The sequence below is a fragment of the Curtobacterium sp. APC 4022 genome (genome assembly GCF_030407555.1).
GTDB lineage: Bacteria > Actinomycetota > Actinomycetes > Actinomycetales > Microbacteriaceae > Curtobacterium.
In genome coordinates this window covers 20,208-45,628 of record NZ_JASDDD010000013.1, presented here as the reverse complement: position 1 = coordinate 45,628, position 25,421 = coordinate 20,208, and the positions used below count along the sequence as shown (strand labels likewise).

Here is a 25,421-nt window from a genome sequence, read left to right as displayed (position 1 = left end):
GGACGGTCGCCCGTCCCCTCCCCCATCGTGCTCTTGTCTTACTGGTTCTTGAGCTGGTCGACGACCTGGTCGTACTGCGGTGCGTTCATGAAGTTACCGACCGACACGTGCTGGGCGTTCGGGTTCTTCTGCTTCGCGCGGTCCGTCAGCTCTTCCTGGGTGATGATGAGGTCCTCGTCACCCGAGAGGTTGGCGATCGCCTTGTTGGTGACCGTGACGTTCTCGATGCCGGCCTTCTTGATCTTGTTGCGGAGGACGCTGGCGCCCATCGCACTCGAACCCATGCCGGCGTCGCACGCGAACACGACGTTCTCGACGCGCGTCGCCGTGGCGGTGCTGGCGGAACCGACACCCCCGAGGGAGGCCTCGGCCTCTTCCTCGTTGGCCGGGGAGTTGTTGCCGAGCAGGCCCGAGGTCGCCGAGTTCACGTCGCGGCCCTTGTTCTGCTGCAGCTTCGCCATCGCGGCGCTCATGTCGCCGCCGGTGCCGGAGGCCAGGTCACGCTTGCGGCTGGCGAGGAGGAAGAACGACGCCACCGCGAACGACACCGCTGCGGACAGGACGACCGAGAGGATGACGCCGACGTAGCTGTCCTTCGCCGTCGCGGTGAGGACCGCGATGATCGAACCGGGCGAGGCCGGCGCGACGAGGCCGGACTGGAAGGCGACGTTGGTGGCCACACCGGTCGCGCCACCGAGGATGACGGCGACGAACAGGATCGGCTTCTGCAGCACGTACGGGAAGTAGATCTCGTGGATGCCACCGAAGAACTGGATGAGGATCGCGCCGGGAGCGGTCGAGCGGGCGATGCCGACACCGAAGAAGGTGAAGGCGAGCAGGATGCCGAGACCGGGGCCGGGGTTCGCCTCGAGGAGGAACAGGATCGACTTGCCGGATTCCTGGACCTGCTGCGCGCCCAGCTGGTCGAGCACGCCGTGGTTGATCGCGTTGTTGAGGAAGAACACCTTCGCCGGCTCGATGATGACGCTGGCGAGCGGCAGCAGCGAGCTGTCGACGAGGAACTTCACCGCGGCACCGAGACCCTCGGCGATGAGCTTGAAGAGCGGGGCCAGCCAGAAGAAGCCGACCAACGCGAGCAGGAACCCGAGGATGCCGGCTGCGTAGTTGTTGACGAGCATCTCGAAGCCGGGCTTGATCTTGCCGTCCCAGATCTTGTCGATCTGCTTGATGAGGTAGGCACCGAGCGGACCACAGATCATCGCGCCGAGGATCATGATCGTGCCGTTGGCACCGATGATGACGCCCATGGCCATCACGGAACCGACGACGGCGCCGCGGGTCTCGTACACCATGCGGCCGCCCTGGAAGGCGATCGCGAGCGGGATGAGGTAGGTCAGGATCGGGCTGACGAGGCCGATGTTGGCGACGCCGTTGGTCTCCCCGAAGCCACCGAGGACGCCGACCGGCGTCCACCCGGTCTCGATGAAGAACGCGGTGATGAGGCCCCACGCGATGAAGATCGCGATGTTGGGCATCACCATGCCGGACAGGAACGTGCCGAACTTCTGGACGGCGACGCGGGCGCCACCCCGCGACTTGTCGCGGGTGTCTGGCGCTGCAACGGACGACGTTGTCATGTGCGTTGACTCTCTGTGTGGGGTGCTGCTGCAGGGATCGGGTGGGGTGCTGTGGGGCGTGGTGCGGGCTCAGACGGCGTGCGCTGCGGCCGCAGCGGACCTGGCGGTCGCTGCCGTGCTCGCGGCGAGTGCCGCCTGGGCCATCTCGCGGGCTTCGTCGAGGGTGTGCTTGCCGAGTTCGGCACGCACGTCGGCGAGGGCCGCGGGGGTCATCGAGAGGGTGGTGGCGCCGAGGCCGACGAGGACGACGGCGAGCAGCGGGTCGGCCGCGGCCTCACCGCAGATGCCGACCGCCTTGCCGGCGTCCGCTCCGGCCGCGCCGAGCTGGGCGACGAGGCGGAGGACGGCGGGGTGCCACGGGTCCTGGTAGTGCGCGACGGTGCCGAGCATGCGGTCGGCGGCCAACGTGTACTGGGTCAGGTCGTTCGTGCCGATGGACACGAAGTCGGCGGAGCGCAGGACCTGTTCGGCCATCAGCGCCAGGGACGGCACCTCGGCCATCACGCCGGCGGTGCGGATCCCGAGTTCACGGGCGAGGTCGACGAAGTACTCGGTCTCCTCGGCGTCGGCGACCATCGGGGCCATCACCCAGAGGTCGGCCTCGGTCGCGGCGTCGGCCTGGGCCAGCGCGGTCAGCTGGTCGCGGAGGACCTGCTCGTGGTTCCGGAGCGCCCGGAGTCCACGACGGCCGAGCGCCGGGTTCTCCTCGTCCTTGTCCGTGAGGAACGGCAGCGGCTTGTCGGCACCGGCGTCGAGCGCACGGACGACGACCTTCTTGCCGGGGAACGCGGCGAGGAGCTGCTCGTAGGACGCCTGCTGCGACGCGACGGTCGGGGCGGTGGGCGAGTCGAGGAACAGGAACTCGGTGCGGAACAGGCCGACACCCTCGGCGCCGAGGTCGACGGCGGCCTGCGCGTCGGCGGGGCTGCCGAGGTTCGCGAGGAGCGGCACGACGTGTCCGTCGGCGAGGGCACCGGCGGTGAGCGGTGCGGCCAGGGCGGCACGGCGGTCGGCGATGCGCTGCTCGACGTCGGCGACGAGTTCGTCGCTCGGTTCGGTGACGACGGTCCCCGCGCCCGCGTCGACGACCACGTGCTGGCCCTCGGCGAGGTCGTCCGCACCGGTGACGCCGACGATCGCGGTGATGCCCTTGGCGCGGGCGAGGATGGCGGTGTGCGAGGTCGGTCCGCCGTCACGGGTGACGAGGGCCAGGACCTTGTCGAGGTCGAGCAGGGCGGTGTCGGCCGGTGCGAGGTCGCGGGCGACGAGCACGAACGGGGTCGCCGACTCCGGCACGCCCGGGGCCGGGACACCGCGGAGCTTCGCGACGATGCGCTGGGCGACGTCGTCGAGGTCGGCGGCACGCTCCCCCATGTAGCCGCCCATGCCGACGAGCAGGTCGCGGAACTGGGCGAACGCCTCGTACACGGCGCGCTCGGCGTTCGTGCCGCCGTCGATGCGGGCGTGCACGTCGTCGAGGAGGGTCGGGTCCTGCGCCATCAGCGCCTGCGCCTCGAGCACGGCCTGGGCGTCTCCGCCGGCCAGCCGGCCCCGCTCGTTCAGTTCTTCGGCCACCGCGGCGAGCGCGGTGTGCACGGCCTGCTTGGCGTCGTCGGCCGAGCCCTCGAGCGGTGCGGTCGAGGGGGCTCCCAGCGGGTCCGCCATCCGGAGCACGGGGCCGTGGGCAACGCCGCGGCCGACGCCGGTTCCGAGCAGATCGGACATGGGGAGACTCCTTCATCTCACGCGCAGCAGCGGTGGGTGGTTCGGGGGCGGTGCGGTGTCCGGCGCGTGCTGCGTCCGGACGACTCTGCAGCACCATACATCGCGTCGCGTTGACAAACAAACACATCCGGGGATAAAAATGCAGAAACAGATGCCCGTTTGCGTTTGCCGTCCAGGACTGCAGCGGGCTGACCGGTCGGAATGTGCCCGAGCATGTCCGTTCCGCTCCACATCGCCCTCCCCGACCTGGTGCACAGCCCGGACGGACAGCCCCGACGCACAGCCCGACCCGAGCGATCCGCTCACCAGATGAGGCCCCATGTACGCACCAGAACGCCACCAGCGCATCGTCGAGCAGGCGCGCGCCCACGGCCGGGTCGACGTCAAGGACCTCGCCGAGCTGCTCGCCGTCACGCCCGAGACGATCCGCCGTGACCTGACGAGCCTCGAGCGTCGCGGGCTCGTCCGCCGCGCCCACGGCGGGGCGATCCCGGTCGAGCGGATCACCCTGCACCCGGGGGTCGGCGACCGTGGCGGCATCAACCAGACCGAGAAGATGGTGATCGCCGAGGCCGCCCTCGCCGAACTGCCGGAGAACGGCTCGGTGATGATCGACGCCGGTACCTCGACGATCTGCCTGGCCGAGATGCTGCCCACCGACCGGGGCCTGACCGTCGTCACGCACTCGCTGCCGGTGGCGATGGCGGTCGCGAACCGCCCGGGCATCGACCTGCACCTGCTCGGCGGCAACATCCGGAGCGACTCGCTCGCCGGCGTCGGGACGTGGACGCACCAGCTGATCGGCATGGTCAGCGTCGACGTCGCCTTCGTCAGCATCAACGGCATCACCCCGGAGCGCGGCCTGACGACGCACAACATGGCCGAGGCCGCCGTGAAGAGCGCCATGATCAAGTCCGCGCGCCGGAGCATCCTGCTCGCCGACCACACCAAGTTCGGACGCGAGGAGTTCGGCCGCGTCGCACCGCTCGCCGCGATCGACACGATCATCACGGACCCCGGCGTCAACCTGGACCTGGTCCGCGAGGTCGAGGCCGCCGGCACCGAGGTCTTCTGGCCCGGCCGCGACTGACGCCCCGACCGCCCGACACGAACCACCAGACCCACCCCACAGGCGCTCGCTACCATGAGCGCACCACCCGTCGACAGGAGCCCATCGATGTCCGAAGCCACCCGCACCGTCACCGTCGCCAGCGCCTCCGGCCTGCACGCACGGCCCGCGTCGCTGTTCGTCCAGACCGTCACCGCATCCGGCCACCAGGTCACCATCGCCAAGGGCGAGAAGTCGGCGAACGCCGGCAGCATCCTCGGCCTCCTCGGCCTCGGCGTCGAGAACGGCGACCAGGTCACGCTGACCGTGTCCGGCGACGACGCCGAGACCACCGCGGACAGCCTGGTCGACTTCCTGCAGACGGACCACGACGCGGCCTGACGCGCGCCGGTCGCTGGCGCGACCACCTGACGGACGGGAGGCCCGGTACCAGCTGGTACCGGGCCTCCCGTCCGTCGTCGGGACCGTCGGGCGCCGCCGATAGGCTGGTCCGCATGACACGCCTGCGCCTCGCGACCGTCAACGTCAACGGCATCCGTGCCGCGTTCCGGAAGGGGATGGGCGAATGGCTCGCCGACCGCGACGTCGACGTGCTCGCCCTGCAAGAGGTCCGTGCCTCGACCGAGGACCTGACCGGCCTGCTCGGCGACGAGTGGGACGTCGTGCACGACCCCGCGTCGGCGAAGGGCCGCGCCGGTGTCGCCATCGCCTCCCGCCACAGGGCGCACCTGCACCGCGTCGAGCTCGGGGCCGAGGACTTCGACTCCGCCGGCCGCTGGATCGAGGCCGACTACGAGATCGGCGGACGCACCGTCACGGTCGTCTCCACGTACGTGCACTCGGGCGAGGTCGACACCCCCAAGCAGGACGAGAAGTGGAAGTTCCTCGACGCGATGACCGAGCGGCTGCCCGCCCTCCGCGAGCACAACCCGCTCGCCGTCGTCGTCGGTGACCTCAACGTCGGCCACGACCAGCGGGACATCAAGAACTGGAAGGGCAACGTCAAGCGCGCCGGGTTCCTGCCGCGTGAGCGTGCGTACTTCAGCCGCTTCTTCGGTGCCGACGGCGAACCGGTCGAGGGTGCCGACGGCAGCACCGGCCCCGGTCTCGGCTGGGTCGACGTCGGACGTGCGCAGGCTGGCGACGTCGACGGGCCGTACACCTGGTGGTCCTGGCGCGGGCAGGCCTTCGACAACGACTCCGGCTGGCGCATCGACTACCAGGTCGCGACGCCCGAGCTCGCCGCCACGGTGACCTCGTACACCGTCGACCGGGCCGCCGCGTACGACCAGCGATGGTCCGACCACGCCCCCGTGGTCGTCGACTACGAACTCTGATCCCCCACTCGCTCACGAGCACCAGGACTCCCGCATGACCAGCACACGCATCTTCTCCGGCATCCAGCCCTCGGCCGGGTCCCTCCACCTCGGCAACTACATCGGCGCACTCATGCAGTGGCGCGACCTGCAGGACGACCACGACGCGATCTACTGCGTGGTCGACATGCATGCGATCACCTCCCCGCAGGACCCCGCCGAACTCCGGGCCAGCACGCGTGCCACGGCGGCGCAGTACATCGCGTCCGGCATCGACCCGTCGCGGTCGACGCTGTTCGTGCAGTCGCACGTCCCCGCGCACGCCGAGCTCGCCTGGGTGCTGAACACCCTGACCGGCTTCGGCGAGGCCAGCCGGATGACCCAGTTCAAGGACAAGTCCGCGCGTCAGGGCGCCGAGGCCGCCTCGGTCGGGCTCTTCACGTACCCGGTCCTGATGGCCGCCGACATCCTGCTCTACGACACGGCGGTCGTGCCCGTCGGCGACGACCAGCGCCAGCACGTCGAACTGACGCGCGACCTCGCGGGCCGCTTCAACTCGCGGTTCGGCGACACGTTCGTCGTGCCGGAGGCCCGGATCGGCGCCGAGACCGCGCGCATCTACGACCTGCAGGACCCCACGAGCAAGATGAGCAAGTCGGCGGCGTCCGACAGCGGCCTCATCCGGCTGCTCGACGACCCGAAGCGCACGGCGAAGAAGATCCGGTCGGCCGTGACGGACACCGAGCGGGAGATCCGCGCCGACCGGCAGGCGAAGCCGGGCGTGACGAACCTGCTCGCGATCCTGTCCGCGTTCACGCACACCCCGGTCGCCGACCTCGAGGCGTCGTTCGTCGGCAAGGGCTACGGCGACCTGAAGGGCGAGGTGGCGGACGCCGTCGTCGCCGAGCTCGAGCCGGTCCGCGCCCGCACGCTGGAACTCCTCGACGACCCGGCCGAGCTGGACCGGCTGCTCGCCGTCGGCGCCGACCGTGCCGAGACGATCGCGAACGCCACCCTCGCCCGCGTGTACGACGCCATCGGCTTCGTGCCGCGCGCCCGCTGACCGACCGTGCTCCCCGTCACGCTCGAGTCGGCACGGGTCCGGCTCGACCTGCCGACGCGCGCGGACACGGTCGCGATCACCGAGGCCTGCCAGGACCCGGAGATCGCCCGCTGGACGACGATCCCGCAGCCCTACCGGGCGAAGGACGCGCAGGCGTTCGTCGACGCGCTCGTCGGCCCCGGGTGGGCGTCCGACCGTGAGTACACCTGGGCGATCCGGCGGCAGGGGTCGACCTGGCTCGACGGCGTGATCAGCTACCGGACCGCCCGCCGGGACCTCGGGTTCTGGTTGGCCCCGAGCGCTCGTGGTGCGGGCCTGGTGTCCGACGCCGTGGAGCTCGTGGCGGGCTGGGCCTTCGCACAGGGTGCCCCGGACGTGTACTGGGAGTGCTACGTCGGCAACACGGCCTCGGCCGCCGTCGCCCGTCGTGCCGGCTTCGCGTACACCGGCAGCGGGGACGCCCTCGTGCCGAACCGCGACGGCTCGCCCGCGCCCGCGTGGAAGGGCCTGCGGCGCGCGGACGGGACGCCCGCGTCGGACCTGCCCTGGCCTCCAGGATCGACGTCGGGGCCCGCCGGTAGTCTCGCTCCGTGAGCCACACCGCACCCGACACGACCCCGGAACCGTCCGGTCCGCCCGCCAGCGAGGCAGAGGTCCGGGCGATGCGCCGTGCCCTCGAACTCGCGGCCCGCGGCCCCGTCGTCGGTGACCACGCCCGGGTCGGTGCCGTCGTGCTCTCCCCCGACGGCCGGGTGCTCGGCGAGGGCTGGCACCGTGGTGCCGGCACCCCGCACGCCGAGGTCGACGCGATGGCGAAGGTCGACCCGGCGCACCTCCGTGGCGCGACCGCCGTGGTGACCCTCGAACCCTGCGACCACGTCGGCCGCACCGGTCCGTGCTCCGTCGCGCTCATCGACGCCGGCGTCGCCCGGGTCGTGTACGCCGTCGACGACCCCGGTCCGGCCGCCCACGGCGGTGCCGACCGGCTGCGTGCCGCCGGCGTCGACGTCGTGCCGGACGTGCTCGCCGACCAGGCCGAGGCGTTCCTCGAGCGCTGGCTGCTCTCGGTCCGACTCGGCCGCCCCTGGGTGACCGTGAAGTGGGCCGCCAGCCTGGACGGCCGCGCAGCCGCGGCCGACGGCACCAGCCAGTGGATCACCGGCGCCGCGGCCCGGCAGCACGTGCACGAGCAGCGTGCCGCGCACGACGCCGTCCTCGTCGGCACCGGCACCGCCCTGGCCGACGACCCGAGCCTGACCGCCCGCGGCGACGCCGGGGAGTTCCTCGCCGACCAGCCGCTGCCCGTCGTCCTCGGCGACCGGCCGCTGCCGGCCGACGCGGCCCTGCACCGCCATCCCCGCGGGGTCGTCACCATCCCCGGCCACGACCTCGACGCCGCCCTCCGCTCACTCCGTCAGCGAGGCGTGCACAGTGTCCTCGTCGAGGGCGGACCGACCGTCGCGTCGGCGTTCATCGCGGCCGGACTGGCCGACGAACTGCTCGTCTACCTGGCCCCGGTGCTCCTCGGCGGACCCCGCGTCGCACTCGGCGACATCGGGGTGGGAAGTATCCACGCAGCGCGGATGTTGCGTGTAATGTCAACGTCCAGCCTCGGCCCCGACCTGCTGGTCCGCGCCCGCACGGTCCCGCAGCGGCCCGACGGCGCGGTCGACGGGGCCCCCACCGACCGGAGCACCACATGACCGACGCACTCACCTCCGCCACCCCCGGGAGCCCGGTCTCGTTCGAAGTCTCCACGAACGTCCCCACCACGCACGGTCTCTTCGAGATGCGCGCCTACCGGGACCTCGTGACGAGCGCCGAGCACGTCGCCGTGATCGCGAAGACCCCCGACGGGCAGGCCCCCTCGGACGGCGCACTCGTCCGCGTGCACTCGGAGTGCCTGACCGGCGAGGCCTTCGGGTCGCTGAAGTGCGAGTGCGGCCCGCAGCTCGACGCCGCGCTCGACACCATCGCGGCCGAGGGCGGGGTCGTCGTCTACCTGCGGGGACACGAGGGTCGCGGCATCGGCCTCATCAACAAGCTCAAGGCGTACCGCCTGCAAGAGGACGGTCTGGACACGCTCGACGCCAACCTGGCGCTCGGCCTGCCCGCCGACTCCCGCGAGTACGGCGGCGCCGCCGGCATCCTCGCCGACCTCGGCATCACCCGCGTGCGGCTGCTCACGAACAACCCCGAGAAGCGTCGGCAGCTCGTCGAGCACGGCATCACGGTGGACTCCCTCGTGCCGCTGGTCGTCGGCATCTCCGCGCAGAACTCGGGGTACCTCGACACCAAGCGCGACCGGATGGGCCACACGCTGCCGTCGCACCTGGGCACCGGCGCGGCCTGACCCGCCGCGGCCTGACCCGGCTCGGCCTGACCCGGCACGGCGAACTGACGGCTCGCTCGGGGTCGATTCGCAGGTGCGCGACATCCGTCGTAGACTGACGACCCCGTCACGAGCGGGACCACCACCTCCGAACGCACCCGACCCGGTGTCCGCGCCACCCCGCGCGAACCGCGTCGTCAGTCCGCCGTCCGGTCACCGCAGCGCTGTCCGAACGCGCGCGCACCTCGAAGGTCCTCACACGCATGTCCGCCGCACCGGCCACCACGACGTCCGCCCCGAAGACGAACCCGCGCTCGCGCGTCGTCGTCGCGAGCCTCGTCGGTACCACGATCGAGTTCTACGACTTCTACGTCTACGCGACGGCCGCCGTCCTCGTCTTCCCCACCCTGTTCTTCCCGAACGAGGACCCGACGGCATCGCAGCTGTCCTCGTTCGTCACCTTCGCGCTGGCGTTCTTCGCCCGGCCGGTCGGTTCGATCCTGTTCGGCCACTTCGGTGACCGGATCGGCCGGAAGACCACCCTCGTCGCGTCCCTGCTCGTGATGGGGATCGCGACGTTCCTCATCGGCTGCCTGCCGACCTTCGGGTCGGTCGGGGTCCTGGCGCCGGTGCTGCTCGGCATCCTCCGCTTCGCCCAGGGCGTCGGCCTCGGCGGCGAGTGGTCCGGCGCGGCGCTGCTCGCGACCGAGAACGCCCCCGAGGGCAAGCGCGGCGTGTTCGGTTCGATGCCGCAGCTCGGCGCCCCGATCGGCTTCCTGCTCGCCAACGGCCTGTTCATCATCATCAACGCCGCGCTGCCCGCCGGCGCCGACGGCACCCCCAACGCCGACTTCCAGGCGTGGGGCTGGCGGATCCCGTTCCTGGTCTCGTCGGTGTTCGTCCTGATCGGGCTCTACGTGCGATTCCGTCTGGTCGAGTCCACGGTGTTCCGCGGCGTGCAGGACTCCGGTTCGGTCGCGAAGGTGCCGCTCGGCCGGGTGTTCCGGACCTCGTGGCGCGCGGTCGTCGTCGGTACCTTCGGCATGGTCGCCACCTACGTGCTCTTCTACTTCATGACGACCTTCACGCTGAACTACGGCACCACCGGCACCGTCGCCTCGAAGCTCGTCCCGCAGATCGGCCTCGGGTACTCCCGCGGCGAGTTCCTGTCGCTGCTCATGATCGGCGTCGTGTTCTTCGGCATCTGCACCCCCATCGCCGGCATGCTCGCCGACCGGTTCGGACGTCGGCGCACCCTCATCCCGACCACCATCGGCATCGCGCTGTTCGGCCTGACGTTCCAGTTCTGGTTCGCGGCGGCGCACGGGCCGATCACCGTCGTCACGTTCCTCATCGTCGGCCTGTCGCTGATGGGGCTCACCTTCGGGCCGATGGGCGCCCTGCTGCCGGAGCTGTTCCCGACCAACGTCCGGTACACCGGCTCCGCACTGGCGTACAACGTCGCGTCGATCCTCGGCGCTTCGCTGGCACCGTCGATCGCCCTGAAGCTGTGGCAGCCGGACGGCAACATCTTCCTCGTCGGCCTCTACCTGACCATCGCGGCGGTCGTGACACTGGTCGCGCTGTTCCTCGTCCGCGAGACCCGTGGCAGCGACCTCGAGGACGCCGCCGACGACCAGCCGCTCCCGGAGCGCGTGGCTCGGTAGCGACGACCGCGCCGGCGCGCGCACCCGACGGACGGGAGGCTCCCCCACGGACCGGTGGGGAGCCTCCCGTCCGTCTGTCGGTCCTGCAGTGAGAGAATCCATGCACGATGAGCAACTTGTTCGCACGCCCGAAGAAGACCGACGGCCCCCGCGCCACCTTCGGCCGACTGCTGTCCTACCTGTTCGAGAACAAGCCGGCGATGGTCGTCATCATCGTGCTGAGCATCCTCGGGGCCGGGGCGTCCCTGGCGCAGCCGCTGCTCGTCAACCAGGTCGTCACCGCCGTCCAGCAGGGCACCGGCATGTCGACGCTCGTGTGGATCCTCGTCGTCCTGGTGCTCGTCGCCGGGGTCCTCAACGGCGTGCAGCACTTCCTGCTGCAGCGGGCCGGCGAGGGCGTCGTGCTCTCCACCCGACGCAAGCTCATCGCGCGGATCCTCAACCTGCCCATCTCGGAGTTCGACGTCCGCCGCACCGGTGACCTGGTGTCCCGCGTCGGCAGTGACACGACGCTCCTCCGGGCCGTCCTGACCCAGGGACTCATCGAGTCGATCGGCGGCGCGCTCACCTTCACCGGTGCCGTGATCGCGATGGCGGTCATCGACCCGCTGCTCCTCGTCGTGGTGATCGTCATCGTGATCGTCGCCGTGGTCGTCGTCGGCGGGCTCAGCCGGCGCATCCGGGTCGCCTCGAAGGCCGCGCAGGAGAAGGTCGGCGACCTCACCGCCGCCGTCGAACGCGGCATCGGCGCCGTCCGCACCATCCGTGCCGCGGGTGCCACCGCGCGTGAGGTCAGCGAGGTCGACCAGCACGCGACCGAGGCGTACCAGCGCGGCCTCGTCATCGCCCGGATGTCGGCGTTCGTCGTGCCGGTCGCGAGCATCGTCATGCAGGTCGCGTTCATCGCCGTGCTCGGCATCGGCGGTGCACAGGTCGCGGCGGGCACGATCACCATCGCGACCCTCATCACGTTCATCCTGCTGCTCTTCATGATGATCATGCCGCTCGGTCAGGCGCTCGGCGCGGTCGTCGCCGTGGCGCAGGCGCTCGGCGCGCTCGGACGCATCGAAGAGGTCCTGCACCTGCCGACCGAGGACCAGGACGACGCCGCCGTCCGACCGGCAGCGGCGATCGCGACCGGCGACGCCATCACGTTCGAGCACGTCACCTTCCGGTACGCGGCAGCCCCGGACGCCGTGGGCGCGGACGGCGCGCGGGCGTCCGGTGCGGATGCGGGTGCCGGTGCGGATGCGGGTGCCGGTGCCGGTGCGGGAGCTCTGGCCCTCGGGGCCGGTGACGACCCGGCCGTGCTGCACGACGTGTCGTTCAGCGTCCCCCGCGGCGCTCGGGTCGCCCTGGTCGGACCGTCCGGCGCCGGCAAGTCGACCACGCTGGCGCTCATCGAACGGTTCTACGACCCGACCGAGGGCGTCATCCGACTCGGTGGTCTGGACGTCCGGGGCCTCGACCGCGGCGAGCTGCGGGCGCAGATCGGGTACGTCGAGCAGGACGCCCCGGTGCTCGCCGGCACGATCCGGGCGAACCTGCTGCTCGGGTCACCGGACGCGTCGGAGTCCGAGTGCATCCGGGTGCTCGATGCCGTGAACCTCGGCGACGTGCTGCACCGCGATCCCCGCGGCCTCGACGCGCAGGTCGGTGAGGACGGCGTGATGCTCTCGGGCGGTGAACGGCAGCGCCTGGCCATCGCGCGGGCCCTGCTCGCCGCTCCCCCGATCCTCCTGCTCGACGAGTCGACGTCCTCGCTCGACGGCGTGAACGAACAGAAGATGCGCCTGGCGATCGACGCGGTCGCCGAGGACCGCACGCTGCTCGTCATCGCCCACCGGCTGTCCACCGTGGTGGACTCGGACGTCATCGTCGTGCTCGAGCACGGACGGGTCGTCGGTGTCGGCACCCACTCCGAGCTCGTGCAGAGCACCCCGCTCTACCGGGACCTGGCGAAGCACCAGCTCCTCGTCTGAGGCCCTCCCGCAACACGCAACGTGGGCGGCGCCACGCGACGGAGTACCGCTGCGAGGAACCGCCCACGTTGCGTTTCGCGGCGGTGTCAGGCGGCGAAGGGGTCGGGCGTCAGGACGTAGACGGTCTCGAGGTACTCCTCGAGGCCCTCGTGCGAACCCTCTCGGCCGAGCCCGGAGGCCTTCACGCCGCCGAACGGGAACGCCGCGTTCGACACGACGCCCGTGTTCCACCCGAGCATCCCCGTCTCCAGGCGCTCGGCCAGGCGCTGCCCACGACGCATGTCCTCGGTGAACGCGTAGGCGACCAGGCCGTACTCGGTGTCGTTCGCGAGGCGGATGCCCTCCTCCTCGGTCGCGAAGCGCGTGATCGACACCACCGGGCCGAAGATCTCGGTCGTCAGGATGTCGGAGCCGGGCTGCACGTCGTCCAGCAGCGTCGGCGCGTAGTAGGTGCCCTCGCGTTCGACCCGCTGCCCGCCGGAGACCAGTCGGGCGCCCCGCTCGACGGCGTCGTCGACGAGCCCCGCGGCCTTGTCGACCGCGCGGGAGTCGATGAGCGGCCCGATGTCCGTGCCCTCCTCGGTTCCCCGGCCGATCCGCAGCGCGTCGATCCGCTCGGCGAGTGCCGCCGTGAACGCGTCAGCGATGCCGTCCTGCACGAAGAAGCGGTTCGCCGCCGTGCAGGCCTCGCCGACGTTCCGGAACTTCGCCTGCATGGCCGCGTCCACCGCCCGGTCGAGGTCGGCGTCGTCGAACACCAGCAGCGGGGCGTTGCCGCCGAGCTCCATGCTCGTCTTCAGCACGTTGTCCGCCGCCTGCTTGAGCAGCGCCGAACCGACCGGGGTCGAGCCGGTGAACGTGAGCTTCCGGAGCCGTCGGTCCGCGATCACCGGTGCGGACAGGGCCTTCGCGTCGGAGGCCGGCACCACGTTGAGCACGCCGTCCGGCAGCCCGGCACGGCGGAACAGCTCGACCAGGTACAGCGTCGTCAGCGGGGTGAGGTCGGCGGGCTTCAGGACGACCGTGCACCCGGCGGCCAGGGCCGGTGCGATCTTCCGGGTCGCCATCGCGAGCGGGAAGTTCCACGGCGTGATCGCGTACACCGGACCGACCGGACGCTTGAGGACGATGCCGCGACCGGTGCCCTCGGGGTTCGTGCGGTAGTCGCCGCCGATGCGCACGGCCTCCTCCGAGAACCAGCGGAGGAACTCGGCGCCGTAGACGACCTCGCCGCGGGACTCCGCCAGCGGCTTGCCCATCTCGAGCGTCATGATCGCGGCGATGTCGTCCGCGTGCTCGTGCACGAGGTCGGAGGTCCGCCGGAGCAGGTCGGAGCGACGCCGCGGTGCGGTCGCGGCCCAGTCCTGCTGCGCGGCGACGGCGGCGTCCAGGGCGGCGAGGCCGTCCTCCGGGGTGGCATCCGCGACGCTCGCGAGCACCGCGCCGGTGGACGGGTCACGCACGTCGAAGGTCGCGCCGCCGCTGGCCGGTCGCCAGGAGCCGCCGATGAACAGGCCGGTGGGGACGTCGGCGACGCTGACGTGCGCGTCCCCGACCGTGGTGCTGGTGGCTGCGGTGTCCGTCGTGCTGGTGGCTGCCGTGTTGCTGGTGGTGGTCTGGTCGGTCACAGGACCGCTCCTCCCGGGCGCTGACGCCCCTCGTCCATGTCGCTGCGCCCGGTGTGTCCGCCCTCGTCGCGGACCTCCTCGAGAGCAGCCTCGCTGCTGGCCGGGTCGATGCCCACCACGAGGTCCTCGTACACGAAGACGTCGAGGCCCGCGTGCACCCCGTCGAGCGCGGACGCCCGGACGCAGTGGTCGGTGGCGATGCCCACGATGTCGACGGCGTGCACGTCGCGGTCGAAGAAGACGTCGACGAGGTCCGCCCCTGCGTCCGTCGTGCCCTCGAACGCCGAGTACGCCGGCTCGCCCTGGCCCTTGCGGACGTGGACGTCGACGAACGACAGGTCGAGTGCCGGGTGGTACTCGGCCCCCGGCGTGTCGGCGACACAGTGCGCCGGCCACGTCGTCCGGAAGTCCGGGCCGTCGGCGCCGTCCGGGCTGTCGGTCACGGCGAAGTGTCCACCGTTGTCGCCGGTGGCGTCGTGCCAGTCGCGGGAGGCGACCACGAGGTCGTACTCGTCGGCGTGCCGGCGGAGGAACGCGGTGATGCGCTCGGCGAGTACCGCTCCCCCGTCGACCGCGAGCGCGCCGCCCTCGGTGAAGTCGTTCTGGACGTCGGTGATGAGCAGTGCCCTGGCCATGCGTCCATCCAACACCCGTCGGGTCAGGAGCCGGTGAGCGAGCCTCCGCACCGGTAGACCGCGGCCGTGACGGTGTCCAGTGCCGGCAGCGCGGCGGCCCGCGGCGACCCGATGGCGTAGAAGGCGAAGGTCAGCTTCGTGCCGTCGGCGGCGTCGATGTAGCCGCCGAGGGTGTTCGCGCTGTCGATCCACCCGGTCTTCGCGTGCACCTTGCCACGGGCGACCGCGTTCGCCCCGGTGAAGCGGCTCGACAGCGTGCCGGACACCCCGGCGACCGGCAGGACCTGCGCCAGGGTGCCGAGGCCCTTGTCGCCCCGGGTCACGGGCACCATCAGGTGCGCGACGAACGACGGCGACACGGCGTTCGACGCGCTCTCACCGGAGCCGTCGACGATCCGGATGCCGGACGGGTCGACGCCGTACCCGCGGAGGGCGTTGCTGTAGACACTGGTCAGCGAGGCCGCGGTCCCACCGGCGCCGGCCTGCTTCGACGAGACGCGGGCGAGCATCTCGGCGAGGGTGTTGTCCGAGTTCGGGATCATCTGCCCGATCAGTGTCGACACCGGCTGCGACTGCACCTGGGCGATGGTGTTCTGCGAGGTCGTCGCGCGCTGCGTCACCTGGGCGGTGGACGCACCGACCACACCGGCGTCGGCGAGCGCCGCGCGGAAGGCAACGCCAGCCCGGCCGATCGGGTCCTGGGACCGCGGCGAGGTCGCGGCTGCCGGGTTCGCGCGGTCACCATCGACCATGAGCGCAGTCACGTTCGGCTGGTACCCGATGGTCCGCTCGCTGATCGGCCAGGTCGGGTCCCAGGCGTCGGCGGCACTCCACCAGGTGCCGTCGGCGACGATGGTCCTCACCGGCGTGTTGCCGAGTCGCGCCTTCACCTGCTGCGCGAGCTGCCCGAGGCTCGGGGCCCCCGGGTAGACGGAGCCGCGGCCCGCCGTCAGGGTCGCGTCGCCGTGCCCGACGAGGGCGATGCTGCCGTTCCCCTCGTCGGTCACGGTCGTCGGGATGGTGTGTGCGCCGCCGAGGACCGCCAGGGCGGTCGCGCTCGTCAGGGTCTTCATCACGCTGCCGGTCTGCGCGGGCGTCCCGCCGTCACGGGAGAACAGCTCTTCCCCGGTGGCGGCGTTCATCACGTAGCCCTCGAAGCGCCCGAGACCGCTGGCCGAGGCCGCAGCGGCGACCGAGCAGGTCCGAGCGGCCGCCTGCGCCGACGCGGTCGGTGTCGGCGTCGCGGTCGGCTTCGCGGTCGGTGTGGCCGCCGGGGTCCGCGTCGGTGTCGCGGACGACGTCGGCGTCCGGGTGGCGAGCGGCGTCCGGGAGGCGCTGGCCGACCCCGCAGCGCTCGGCTGGTCCGCGGTCGCCGCGTTCACCGCGACCACCCCGCCGGAGGCGACCGCGAGGACCACGACGAGTCCACCGACCGCCCACGGCACGGGCTTCCGGCGGACGGAGGCGCGCAGGGCAGCCACGGAACGGTGGACGGGGCCGCCGACGGGCGGCTGAGGTGACTGCGGAGACATCCAGGCGATCCTACGAGACGCGGGCCCGAGCCTCCAGGCCCAGGGTCGACAGCGGGCCGTCGTCAGACGGAGTCAACCGTGGCACTCAGTCGACGTCGTCGGCCGGGTAGCGGACGCCGACCTGCCGCCGGGCTTCGTCCATCACCGCCATGATCGCGATGGTGTGGTCGAGGTGCGTGCTGCTGTCCGCCGGCACCCCGGCGGTGATCGCCGCTTCGAAGCCGCGGGCCTCGTGGTGGTAGCCGGCCAGTTCCTCGCGCCCGTCGAACTCCTCCACCACCGCGCCGTCGGCGTCGCGGATGCGCCAGGTGGTGGGCGTGCACCAGGTCGGGTCGAGGTCGATGCGCCCCTCGGTACCGATGATCGACGCACTGTTCGGGCTGCGCAGGTCGAGGGCGAAGTGCACCGTCGACTGGGCACCGCCCGGATGCGTCAGGACGATGCCCATCTGCGTGTCGACGCCCTGGTCGCTCAGCGTGCCGGAGGCTGCGACACCGGTCGGCGCGCCCAGCACGTCGACCGCGAACGACACCGGGTACACCCCGAGGTCGAGCAGGGCGCCGCCACCCAGCGCGGGATCGTTGAGTCGGTGCCGTGGGTCCGTCGGCAGCGACTGGTGGTGCGTCGCCTGCACCAGCCGGGGTGTGCCGATCCGGCCCTCGGCGAGGACCCGGCGCATCATCGCGGTCTGCGGCAGGAAGCGGGTCCACATCGCCTCCATCACGAGGACACCGCGCTCGTGCGCGGCGTCACGCACCCGTCGGGCCTCTCCCGCCGTGATCGTGAACGCCTTCTCGACCAGGACGTGCTTGCCGGCGGCGATCGCGAGCAGGGCGTCCTCGGCGTGCCGGGAGTGCGGCGTCGCCACGTAGACCGCGTCGACCTGGTCGTCCGCCACCAGGGCGGCGTAGTCACCGTGGGCACGCGGGATGCCGTGTTCGTCAGCGAAGGCCCGAGCGGACTCGTCGGTCCGGGAACCGACCGCGGTGAACACCACCCCCGCGGCACGGCAGTCGCGGACGAAGGACCGGGCGATGCCGCCGGTCCCGAGTACTCCCCATCGGATGGCCATGCGTCGTGTCTACCAGCAGCGCCCGCTCCGGTCGTGGCGAGATCGGCGACCTGTGGACAGATCCGTGCTGCACAGGTCGCACTCTCCACAGGTCGTTCCGTGCGCGGGTCGTTCCGTGCGCAGGTCCTCCGTGCACCGGCCGTCAGGACGCGGAGCGTACCGTGCGGGTCACCAGCCGGCACGACTGGAGGCCCGACACCGGAACGCGGGACGGGCCTCCAGTCCGACGCACTGGTGGGCACGCGCGCCGGGGGCGCGCACCGACGCGAGGAGGCGCCGTGACCGGACCGGAACCGTGGTGGACAGGAGCCGTCGTCTACCAGGTGTACCCGCGGAGCTTCGCCGACGGGAACGGCGACGGGGTCGGCGACCTCGCCGGCCTGCGACGCCGCCTGGACCACATCGCAGAGCTCGGCGTGGACGTCGTCTGGCTGTCACCGGTGTACCGGTCGCCCCAGGCCGACAACGGCTACGACATCGCCGACTACGAGGACATCGACCCGCTGTTCGGCACCATCGACGAGTTCGACGCGCTGCTGGTCGAGGTGCACCAGCGCGGCATGAAGCTCGTCATGGACCTCGTCGTCAACCACTCCAGCGACCAGCACCCCTGGTTCCGTGCCGCCCGGCAGTCCCGCACCTGCCCGAAGCACGACTGGTACATCTGGCGCGACCCGGTCGACGGCCACGAGCCGAACAACTGGCGTGCCGCGTTCGGTGGCCCGGCCTGGTCGTGGGACCCCGGCACCGGTCAGTACTACCTGCACATGTTCACGCCGCAGCAGCCGGACCTGAACTGGGAGAACCCGGACCTCCGCGCCGCCGTGTACGACATGATGAACCGCTGGCTGGACCGCGGTGTCGACGGGTTCCGGATGGACGTCATCAACCACATCGCCAAGGACGACGACGCCCTCTCCGGCGACAGCGACGCGTACGTCATGCAACCCCGCATCCACGACCACCTGCAGGAGATGCACGAACGCGTCTTCGCCGGTCGGGAGGCCCTGCTCACCGTCGGCGAGATGCCCGGCGTCACCGTCGAGGACGCCGCGCTCTTCACCGACCCGGAACGCCACGAGCTCGACATGGTGTTCCAGTTCGAGCACGTCGGACTCGACCACGCACCCTCATCGAAGTTCACCCGGCAGGACACCGACCTGCCGGCGCTCAAGCGCTCGCTCGCACGGTGGCAGACCGGGCTCGAGGACCGCGGGTGGAACTCGCTCTACCTGTCGAACCACGACCAGCCGCGGCCGGTGTCGCGGTTCGGCGCCGGGCTGTCCGACCCCTTCGCCTTCCGCTACGAGTCGGCCACGCTGCTCGCGACCGTGCTGCACCTGCACCGCGGCACCCCGTACGTCTACCAGGGCGACGAGATCGGCATGGTGAACGCCGGCTTCACCAGCCTCGACGAGTACCGCGACATCGAGTCGCTGAACTGGTTCCGCGGAGCCGTCGGCGGCGGCATGCCCGAGTCCGAAGCGATCGAGGCCCTCGCCTTCCGCAGCCGCGACAACGCCCGCACGCCCATCCCCTGGGACGACAGCGAGCCCGCCGGCGGGTTCTCCACCGCCGAACCGTGGATCGGGATGGGGCAGGGCTGGCCGCGGGTCACCGTCGCGGGTGACCGAGCCGCCGGGGACCGCTCGGTGTACGAGCACCACCGACGACTCATCGACCTGCGGCACCGCTCCCGCACCGTGCGGCTCGGGAGCTTCGCGCTGCTCGAGCCCGAGCACCCGGCGCTGTGGGCGTTCACACGGGCGCTCCCCGACGCGGACGAGGCACCGCTCGTCGTGGTCGCGAACCTGTCGGCGTCGGACCTGGAGCTGCCGGAGTCGGTCGGGAGGCGCGTGGGGGCGTTGGTGCTGGGGAACCTCGGTGAGCCGGCGGTCGCCGGGCGGCTGCGTCCGTGGGAGGCGCGCGTGCACGAGTGCCGGTGACGGGCCTCCCAGGGTGGGGCCGGGTGATCGTCGACGTGCGTGCGGGTTGCGCGCTGCACTGGTGCGGGCTGCACTGCTCCGGGCTGCACTGCTCCGGGCTGCACTGCTGTGCACTGAGCCGCTCCGGGAACGGAGAACCCCCTCGCTCCGGGAGGAACGAGGGGGTTTCGGAGCCGCCTGTCGGAATCGAACCGACGACCTATTCATTACGAGTGAATCGCTCTACCGACTGAGCTAAGGCGGCGGACGCTCCGGAGATCCGGAGCGGCACGAGAAATCACTGTACAGGATCAGACGAGGGAGCGCGAAACGAGCGCGCCGAGATCGGCGAAGGACCGCGCGAGTTCGTCGACGAGGTGCGCGTCGGCATCCCCCTCGGACCACTCCCACCAGGCGTGCCGCAGTGCGGCCATGCCCACGAGCGACGCCAGCCGTGCGCGGCGACGGACCTCGTCGTCTGCCGGCGTCGCGGGCGCGCTGCTCTCGTCCGGCAGGCCGTCCTCGCGCCGCAGCCGTCGCTCGACGACCGACTGGACAGCGGCCTGGAACTCCTTCATCGACGCCATCCGCTGACTGAAGAGCTCCGGGTTCGCGCGGAGGACCTGCTGCCGCTCGCCGATCAGCCCGCGCTCGTCGATGAGTTCGTGTGCGGAGTGCACGAGCAGGGCGCCGAGGTCGGCGAGCAACTCCCCCGACGGGCCGCCGGCGACGAAGGTCTCGACGTCCTCGCCCTGGGGCAGGGTCGGGTCGTCGCCGAGGATCGCCTGCTCCTTGCTCGGGAAGTAGTTGAAGAACGTGCGCGGCGAGACGTCCGCGCGACGGGAGACCTCGTCGACCGTGACCGCCGAGAGCCCGTGCTCGATCGCGATGCTGAGCGCGGCCTGCTGGATCGCCAGGCGGGTGGCGCGGCGCTTCCGTTCGCGGAGGCCCGGTGCAGCGTCGGTCATGGGGCGATCCTCCCACGTCGACCATCGCGCCCAGCATGAGAACCCTGTCGGGATCCCCAGGCTGCGTCGAGGTCCCGTCCGCTCATGTGCCGGTCCTCAGCGGACGGCGCGGGCGACCGTGACGAGCAGCGCCTCGAGGGCCAGGAGCGCTGCCACGTTCGCGCCGATCCGCTGCCGGGCCGTCGCGATGGCATCGAGTACCTCGAGCGCCGCCGCGGGCGGGACCGACGGCAGGGCCCGCTCGAGCTCGTGTCGGATCGCCAGGTTCACCGGCTCGGTCGGCGCGCCGAGTCCGAGCAACAGCAGGTCGCGGTACAGCGAGGACACATCGACCAGGATGCGGTCCAGACCATCGCGGAGGCTGCGGGTCGCCCGGCGCTTCTGGTCCTCCTCGAGCACGCGGAGCTGCGAGCGGAGGGCCGGGGGGACGGTGCCGCCCGGCTGCACGCCGAGGGACCGGAGGGCGGCATCGCGCTCCTCGGCGTCACGTTCGAGGGTGATCGCCTTCGCGTCCTCGTCCGCCACGGCCAGCAACGCGGCCGCGGCGTTCACGGCGTCGCCCACGCTGCGGATCGCGAGGACCGTGGTCAGTGTCCGTCGACGACGGTCGCGGGCGTCCTCGCTCGTGGCCAGGCGCTGCGCCATGCCGATGTGGCTCTGGGCCTGACGGGCGGCATCGGTCGCGAGGACGCGGTCCACACCGGTCCGCGCCACGATCAGGTCGGCGACCGACTCGATGCCCGGCACCCGCAGTCGGACCGAACGCACGCGCGACCGGATCGTCGGCAGCAGGTCGGCCTCACTCGGGGCGCACAGGATCCACACGGTGCGCTCCGGCGGTTCCTCGAGCGCCTTGAGCAGCAGGTTCGAGGTCCGTTCGGTCATCCGGTCGGCGTCCTCGACGATGAGCACGCGGTACCGGCCCACCGAGGGCGAGAAGTGCGACGAGGTCACCAGCTGCCGGATCTCGTCGATCGTGATGATGACGCGCTGGGTCGTCAGTCGGGCGACGTCGGGGTGCGTACCGGCGCTGATCAGCCGGAGCGTGTGGTCGTCGTCCGGGCCGTTGCCGACCAGGGCGGCGGCGAAGGCCGCGGCGACGTTGGAGCGTCCGGAGCCGGGCGGGCCGGTGATCAACCACGAGTGGGTCATGCCCCCCGAGCCGTCGGTCGACTCGGCGGCACTCCGCAGCGCCGCGACGGACTCTTCCTGCCCGGTCAGGCCCTCCCACACACTCACAGGACGATCCTCGCAGGACCCACCGACGGGGCAGACGTTCGGCCCGCTGACGGGCGCGTCACTGCGTCGCGGGGCATCACGCAGCGCCGATCAGGGCGGCGACGGCCGCTCGGATGCGCTCCTGCACCAGGTCGGCCGGCTCCGCGGCGTCGACGACCAGGAACCGGTGCGGCTCGGCACGGGCCATGTCGAGGAACGCCTGCCGGACGGTCTCGTGGAAGGTGGCCGCCTCGGACTCCAGGCGATCGAACACGTCACCGCGAGCGGCAGCGACACGTTCGCGCCCGATGCTGACGTCGAGGTCGAGCAGCACCGTGAGGTCCGGCGTCATGCCGTCGGCAGCCCAGTCCGACACCGAACGGATCTGATCGGCGCCGAGGTCACGCGCCACGCCCTGGTACGCCACCGACGAGTCGATGTACCGGTCCTGCAGGACGACGTCACCACGGGCCACGGCCGGACGGACGACCGTCTCGACATGGTGTGCGCGGTCGGCGGCGTAGAGCAGCGCCTCAGCACGGGGTGTCACGTGGCCGCGGTCGTGCAGGACGATCTCGCGGATGCGCTGCCCGAGGTCCGTGCCACCGGGCTCCCGGGTCCGGACCACCCGCCGACCGTGCGCCCCGAGCCACTGCTCGAGACGCTCGGCCTGCGTGGTCTTGCCTGCGCCGTCACCGCCCTCGAGGGTGATGAACCAGCCGCGGTCGGCGCCGTCCGTCGTCACTTCTTCTTCGCGGGGGCGCGACGGGCCGGGGCCTTCTTCTTGACCGGGCCCTTGGCGCGCTTGTCGGCGAGCAGCTGGACGGCTCGCTCGAAGTCGACCGTCTCGACCTCTTCACCGCGCGGGATCGTGGCGTTCGTCTCACCGTCGGTGACGTACGGGCCGAAGCGGCCGTCCTTCACCTTGATCGGCTTGCCGGACACCGGGTCCGCGTCGAACTCCTTGAGCGCAGCGCTGGCGGCACGCTTGGCGCCGTACTTCGGCTGCGCGAACAGTTCGAGGGCCCCGGGCAGGTCCACGTCGAAGATGGCGTCCTCGCTCGGGAGGGTCCGGGTGTCCGTGCCCTTCTTGAGGTACGGCCCGTACCGCCCGTTCTGCGCGGTGATCTCGTCGCCGGACTCCGGGTCCTTCCCGACGGTGCGCGGGAGGTCCAGGAGCTTCAGCGCGGTCTCGAGGTCGACCGAACCCGGGTCCATCGACTTGAAGAGGGACGCGGTGCGCTCCTTCGGCGCGGCGGCCTTCTTGGCCGTCGTCTTCTTGGCGGGCGCCTTCTTCGCGGCCGCGGTCTTGCTCGCGGCCGTCTTGGTGGTGGTCTTCGTGTCGGCTGCCGCTGCTGCCGGCTCGGGTTCGGCCGCCAGGACCTCTCCCGTGGCCGGGTCGACGGTCGGCTCGGGCTCGGGGGTGCGCTCGGTCACGTACGGACCGAAGCGGCCGTCCTTCGCGAGGACCTCTTTGCCCGTCTCCGGGTTGATGCCGACCACGCGGTCGCTGACGACCGGGGCCTCGACCAGTTCGCGGGCCTTGTCGAGGGTGAGCTCGTCCGGCGCGATGTCCTCGGGCACGTTGACGCGGCGCGGCTTCTCCGGGTCGTCGCTCGGGGTCTCGATGTAGGGGCCGTACCGACCGATGCGGAGGGTCAGGCCCGGCGCGAGTTCGACCGAGTTGATCTCGCGGGCGTCGATCTCGCCGAGGTTGTCGATGACCGTGCGGAGACCGCGCTGGTCACCGCCACCGAAGTAGAACTCCTTGAGCCAGTCGACGCGGTCTTCCTCGCCGTTGGCGATGCGGTCGAGGTCGTTCTCCATCTCGGCGGTGAAGTCGTACTGCACCAGGTCGCCGAAGTAGTCCTCGAGCAGACGGACGACGCTGAACGCGATCCAGTTCGGCACCAGGGCGGTACCACGCTGCGTCACGTACCCACGGTCCATGATCGTGGAGAGGATCGCGGCGTAGGTCGACGGGCGTCCGATGCCGAGCTCTTCGAGCGTCTTCACCAGGCTGGCCTCGGTGTAGCGCGGCGGAGCGGAGGTGTCGTGTCCCTTGGCGGCGACGTCCGAGACGCCCAGGTGGTCGCCCTCGGCCATCTGCGGCAGCTTCGCGTCGTCGGCGGAGTCGCTCGAGGCGCGTTCTTCGTCCCGGCCCTCTTCGTACGCGTTGAGGAAGCCGCGGAACGTGATGACGGTACCGGAGGCGGTGAACTCGACGTCGGTGCCGTTCGCGGTGCTCGCGAGACCCTCGACCGGTTCGGTCGACGCGATGCCGAGCACGACCGACGCGGTCGAGCCCTTCGCGTCGGCCATCTGCGACGCGACGGTGCGCTTCCAGATGAGGTCGTAGAGACGGAGGTCGTTGCCCCGGAGGACACCCTCCATCTGCGACGGCGTCTTGAACGTGTCACCGGCGGGACGGATGGCCTCGTGGGCCTCCTGCGCGTTCTTGCTCTTGCCGGCGTAGGAACGGGGCTTGGCCGGGATCGAGTCCGCTCCGTACAGCGTGGTCGCCTGCTTCCGAGCCGCGGAGATCGCCTGCTGCGACAGCGACGCGGAGTCGGTACGCATGTAGGTGATGTGGCCGTTCTCGTACAGCGACTGCGCGACGCTCATCGTCTGGCGAGCCGAGAAGCGGAGCTTGCGAGCCGCTTCCTGCTGCAGCGTCGACGTGGTGAACGGAGCGGCCGGTCGCCGCGTGTACGGCTTCGACTCGACGCTGCGGACGACGGCGTCGCCGGCCCGGTCGAGGACCGCGGACAGCGAGCTGGCGGACCCCTCGTCGAGACGGACGACGTCGGACGTGGTCTGGCCCTGGTCGTCGAAGTCACGACCGGAGGCGACGCGCTTGCCGTGGATCCGGGCGAGGCGAGCCGTGAAGCCGCCCTGCTCGGGCTTCTCGAAGCGGGCCGTCAGGTCCCAGTAGTTGGCGGAGACGAACGCGAGACGCTCGCGCTCCCGGTCGACGACCAGGCGGGTGGCGGCGGACTGCACACGACCGGCGGAGAGCCCGGGCCCGACCTTGCGCCACAGGACCGGCGAGACCTCGTACCCGTAGAGACGGTCGAGGATGCGGCGGGTCTCCTGGGCGTCGACCAGCGCGGTGTCGAGTTCCCGCGTGGCTTCCTGGGCGCGCTGGATCGCTTCCTTGGTGATCTCGTGGAACACCATGCGCTTCACGGGCACCTTGGGCTTCAGCACCTGGAGCAGGTGCCACGCGATGGCCTCGCCTTCGCGGTCTTCATCTGTTGCGAGGTAGAGCTCGTCGGCGTCCTTCAGGGCACGCTTGAGGTCGGCGACGGTCTTCTTCTTCGCATCGGAGACGACGTAGTACGGCTCGAAGCCGTTGTCGACGTCGACCGAGAACTTGCCGAGGGAGCCCTTCTTGAGCTCGGCCGGGAGGTTCTTGGGCTCGACGAGGTCACGGATGTGTCCGACGGACGCCTGGACCTCGTATCCGTCGCCGAGGTATTGCGCGATCGTCTTCGCCTTCGCGGGGCTCTCGACGATCACGAGCTTCTTCGTGCCTGGCACGTGTCTCCTTGATCGATGGTGCTGATCGGCCGACGGACGTCGTGGAAGCGTCCGGGTCGACCGGGAATTCGGTGACCGGCGGGCCGACAGGCACACCATACACACTCCGGTGGGGATGGCCGGTGGAGCCGGAGCCGGTCCGCCACAC

General features: G+C 71.3%; 19 protein-coding genes, 1 tRNA gene and 1 pseudogene. 10 read left to right on the top strand and 11 right to left on the bottom strand.

The genetic code is table 11. From position 1 onward, the window contains the following. Window positions 1–38: 38 nt before the first annotated feature. Complete coding sequence (locus QL987_RS06340; RefSeq protein ID WP_111074287.1) at window positions 39–1,598, bottom strand: PTS mannitol transporter subunit IICB; 1,560 nt, start codon at window positions 1,596–1,598, stop codon at window positions 39–41. Window positions 1,599–1,667: 69 nt separating this feature from the next. Beyond that, window positions 1,668–3,323 carry a phosphoenolpyruvate--protein phosphotransferase gene (gene ptsP / locus QL987_RS06335; RefSeq protein WP_111074288.1) on the bottom strand — a complete coding sequence of 552 codons (1,656 nt, stop codon included), beginning with the start codon at window positions 3,321–3,323 and terminating at the stop codon, window positions 1,668–1,670. 319 nt (window positions 3,324–3,642) lie between these two features. Between ptsP and QL987_RS06330 the strand changes: the two genes are divergently transcribed. The 9 genes and pseudogenes from QL987_RS06330 to QL987_RS06290 all read left to right on the top strand — a co-directional run bounded on the left by QL987_RS06330 (window position 3,643) and on the right by QL987_RS06290 (window position 12,752). After that, window positions 3,643–4,413 (top strand): DeoR/GlpR family DNA-binding transcription regulator, encoded by a 771-nt coding sequence (locus QL987_RS06330; RefSeq protein WP_110902695.1) that lies wholly within the window; start codon window positions 3,643–3,645, stop codon window positions 4,411–4,413. Window positions 4,414–4,500: 87 nt separating this feature from the next. Continuing rightward, the gene (locus tag QL987_RS06325) at window positions 4,501–4,773 is read left to right on the top strand and encodes an HPr family phosphocarrier protein (protein ID WP_111074289.1); all 273 of its coding nucleotides are present in this window, start codon (window positions 4,501–4,503) and stop codon (window positions 4,771–4,773) included. A 113-nt stretch (window positions 4,774–4,886) separates the two neighbouring features. Further along, a complete protein-coding gene (locus QL987_RS06320; protein ID WP_290156807.1) occupies window positions 4,887–5,729 on the top strand; it encodes an exodeoxyribonuclease III in 843 nt (280 codons plus the stop codon). A gap of 34 nt (window positions 5,730–5,763) precedes the next feature. Beyond that, window positions 5,764–6,771, top strand: coding sequence for a tryptophan--tRNA ligase (gene trpS, locus QL987_RS06315; RefSeq protein WP_111074291.1), 1,008 nt, complete (start codon window positions 5,764–5,766; stop codon window positions 6,769–6,771). Between the two features lie 6 nt (window positions 6,772–6,777). Further along, window positions 6,778–7,365, top strand: coding sequence for a GNAT family N-acetyltransferase (locus QL987_RS06310; protein WP_290156806.1), 588 nt, complete (start codon window positions 6,778–6,780; stop codon window positions 7,363–7,365). A gap of 68 nt (window positions 7,366–7,433) precedes the next feature. Beyond that, window positions 7,434–8,474: a bifunctional diaminohydroxyphosphoribosylaminopyrimidine deaminase/5-amino-6-(5-phosphoribosylamino)uracil reductase RibD gene (gene ribD / locus QL987_RS06305; RefSeq protein ID WP_290156835.1), complete on the top strand. Its 1,041-nt coding sequence runs from the start codon at window positions 7,434–7,436 to the stop codon at window positions 8,472–8,474. A gap of 29 nt (window positions 8,475–8,503) precedes the next feature. Next, window positions 8,504–9,124 (top strand): annotated as a pseudogene (ribA, locus tag QL987_RS06300) (GTP cyclohydrolase II); the annotation flags it as partial. Window positions 9,125–9,366: 242 nt separating this feature from the next. After that, entirely contained in the window at window positions 9,367–10,770 is a 1,404-nt protein-coding gene (locus tag QL987_RS06295) for an MFS transporter (RefSeq protein WP_290156805.1), read from the top strand. Between the two features lie 107 nt (window positions 10,771–10,877). After that, window positions 10,878–12,752 carry an ABC transporter ATP-binding protein gene (locus QL987_RS06290; RefSeq protein WP_290156804.1) on the top strand — a complete coding sequence of 625 codons (1,875 nt, stop codon included), beginning with the start codon at window positions 10,878–10,880 and terminating at the stop codon, window positions 12,750–12,752. An 86-nt stretch (window positions 12,753–12,838) separates the two neighbouring features. Here QL987_RS06290 and QL987_RS06285 read toward each other — a convergent pair whose 3' ends face one another. The 4 genes from QL987_RS06285 to QL987_RS06270 all read right to left on the bottom strand — a co-directional run bounded on the left by QL987_RS06285 (window position 12,839) and on the right by QL987_RS06270 (window position 17,619). Continuing rightward, a complete protein-coding gene (locus tag QL987_RS06285; protein WP_290156834.1) occupies window positions 12,839–14,266 on the bottom strand; it encodes an NAD-dependent succinate-semialdehyde dehydrogenase in 1,428 nt (475 codons plus the stop codon). A gap of 110 nt (window positions 14,267–14,376) precedes the next feature. Next, window positions 14,377–15,015, bottom strand: a complete 639-nt coding sequence (locus QL987_RS06280) for an isochorismatase family protein (protein WP_290156803.1) — start codon at window positions 15,013–15,015, stop codon at window positions 14,377–14,379. A gap of 23 nt (window positions 15,016–15,038) precedes the next feature. Then, window positions 15,039–16,547: a D-alanyl-D-alanine carboxypeptidase/D-alanyl-D-alanine-endopeptidase gene (dacB, locus tag QL987_RS06275; RefSeq protein ID WP_290156802.1), complete on the bottom strand. Its 1,509-nt coding sequence runs from the start codon at window positions 16,545–16,547 to the stop codon at window positions 15,039–15,041. A gap of 85 nt (window positions 16,548–16,632) precedes the next feature. Beyond that, a complete protein-coding gene (locus QL987_RS06270) occupies window positions 16,633–17,619 on the bottom strand; it encodes a Gfo/Idh/MocA family oxidoreductase (protein WP_290156801.1) in 987 nt (328 codons plus the stop codon). Window positions 17,620–17,897: 278 nt separating this feature from the next. On the opposite strand from QL987_RS06270, the gene QL987_RS06265 reads away from it, so the two are divergent. Beyond that, window positions 17,898–19,565, top strand: a complete 1,668-nt coding sequence (locus QL987_RS06265) for an alpha-glucosidase (RefSeq protein ID WP_290156800.1) — start codon at window positions 17,898–17,900, stop codon at window positions 19,563–19,565. A 171-nt stretch (window positions 19,566–19,736) separates the two neighbouring features. On the opposite strand, the gene QL987_RS06260 is transcribed toward QL987_RS06265, so the two are convergent. The 5 genes from QL987_RS06260 to topA all read right to left on the bottom strand — a co-directional run bounded on the left by QL987_RS06260 (window position 19,737) and on the right by topA (window position 25,273). Next, window positions 19,737–19,809, bottom strand: a tRNA-Thr gene (locus tag QL987_RS06260). Window positions 19,810–19,855: 46 nt separating this feature from the next. Next, on the bottom strand, window positions 19,856–20,512 hold the full coding sequence (locus tag QL987_RS06255) for a TetR/AcrR family transcriptional regulator (protein WP_111074300.1): 657 nt from the start codon (window positions 20,510–20,512) through the stop codon (window positions 19,856–19,858). Window positions 20,513–20,608: 96 nt separating this feature from the next. Continuing rightward, a complete protein-coding gene (locus QL987_RS06250) occupies window positions 20,609–21,751 on the bottom strand; it encodes a DNA polymerase III subunit delta' (RefSeq protein WP_253463675.1) in 1,143 nt (380 codons plus the stop codon). Between the two features lie 76 nt (window positions 21,752–21,827). Continuing rightward, entirely contained in the window at window positions 21,828–22,475 is a 648-nt protein-coding gene (gene tmk / locus QL987_RS06245) for a dTMP kinase (RefSeq protein ID WP_290156799.1), read from the bottom strand. Next, window positions 22,472–25,273, bottom strand: coding sequence for a type I DNA topoisomerase (gene topA, locus QL987_RS06240; RefSeq protein ID WP_111074303.1), 2,802 nt, complete (start codon window positions 25,271–25,273; stop codon window positions 22,472–22,474). Before topA ends, tmk begins: the two co-directional genes overlap by 4 nt. Window positions 25,274–25,421 lie beyond the last annotated feature (148 nt).

Bases quoted from the DNA above. Each gene is read 5' to 3' on its own strand.
- QL987_RS06325 (WP_111074289.1), top strand. From the start codon at position 4,501: ATGTCCGAAGCCACCCGCACCGTCACCGTCGCCAGCGCCTCCGGCCTG.
- QL987_RS06330 (WP_110902695.1), top strand. From the start codon at position 3,643: ATGTACGCACCAGAACGCCACCAGCGCATCGTCGAGCAGGCGCGCGCC.
- ptsP (WP_111074288.1), bottom strand. From the start codon at position 3,323: ATGTCCGATCTGCTCGGAACCGGCGTCGGCCGCGGCGTTGCCCACGGC.
- QL987_RS06340 (WP_111074287.1), bottom strand. From the start codon at position 1,598: ATGACAACGTCGTCCGTTGCAGCGCCAGACACCCGCGACAAGTCGCGG.
- QL987_RS06255 (WP_111074300.1), bottom strand. From the start codon at position 20,512: ATGACCGACGCTGCACCGGGCCTCCGCGAACGGAAGCGCCGCGCCACC.
- QL987_RS06320 (WP_290156807.1), top strand. From the start codon at position 4,887: ATGACACGCCTGCGCCTCGCGACCGTCAACGTCAACGGCATCCGTGCC.
- trpS (WP_111074291.1), top strand. From the start codon at position 5,764: ATGACCAGCACACGCATCTTCTCCGGCATCCAGCCCTCGGCCGGGTCC.
- QL987_RS06295 (WP_290156805.1), top strand. From the start codon at position 9,367: ATGTCCGCCGCACCGGCCACCACGACGTCCGCCCCGAAGACGAACCCG.
- QL987_RS06290 (WP_290156804.1), top strand. From the start codon at position 10,878: ATGAGCAACTTGTTCGCACGCCCGAAGAAGACCGACGGCCCCCGCGCC.
- QL987_RS06270 (WP_290156801.1), bottom strand. From the start codon at position 17,619: ATGGCCATCCGATGGGGAGTACTCGGGACCGGCGGCATCGCCCGGTCC.
- dacB (WP_290156802.1), bottom strand. From the start codon at position 16,547: ATGTCTCCGCAGTCACCTCAGCCGCCCGTCGGCGGCCCCGTCCACCGT.
- ribD (WP_290156835.1), top strand. From the start codon at position 7,434: ATGCGCCGTGCCCTCGAACTCGCGGCCCGCGGCCCCGTCGTCGGTGAC.
- QL987_RS06280 (WP_290156803.1), bottom strand. From the start codon at position 15,015: ATGGCCAGGGCACTGCTCATCACCGACGTCCAGAACGACTTCACCGAG.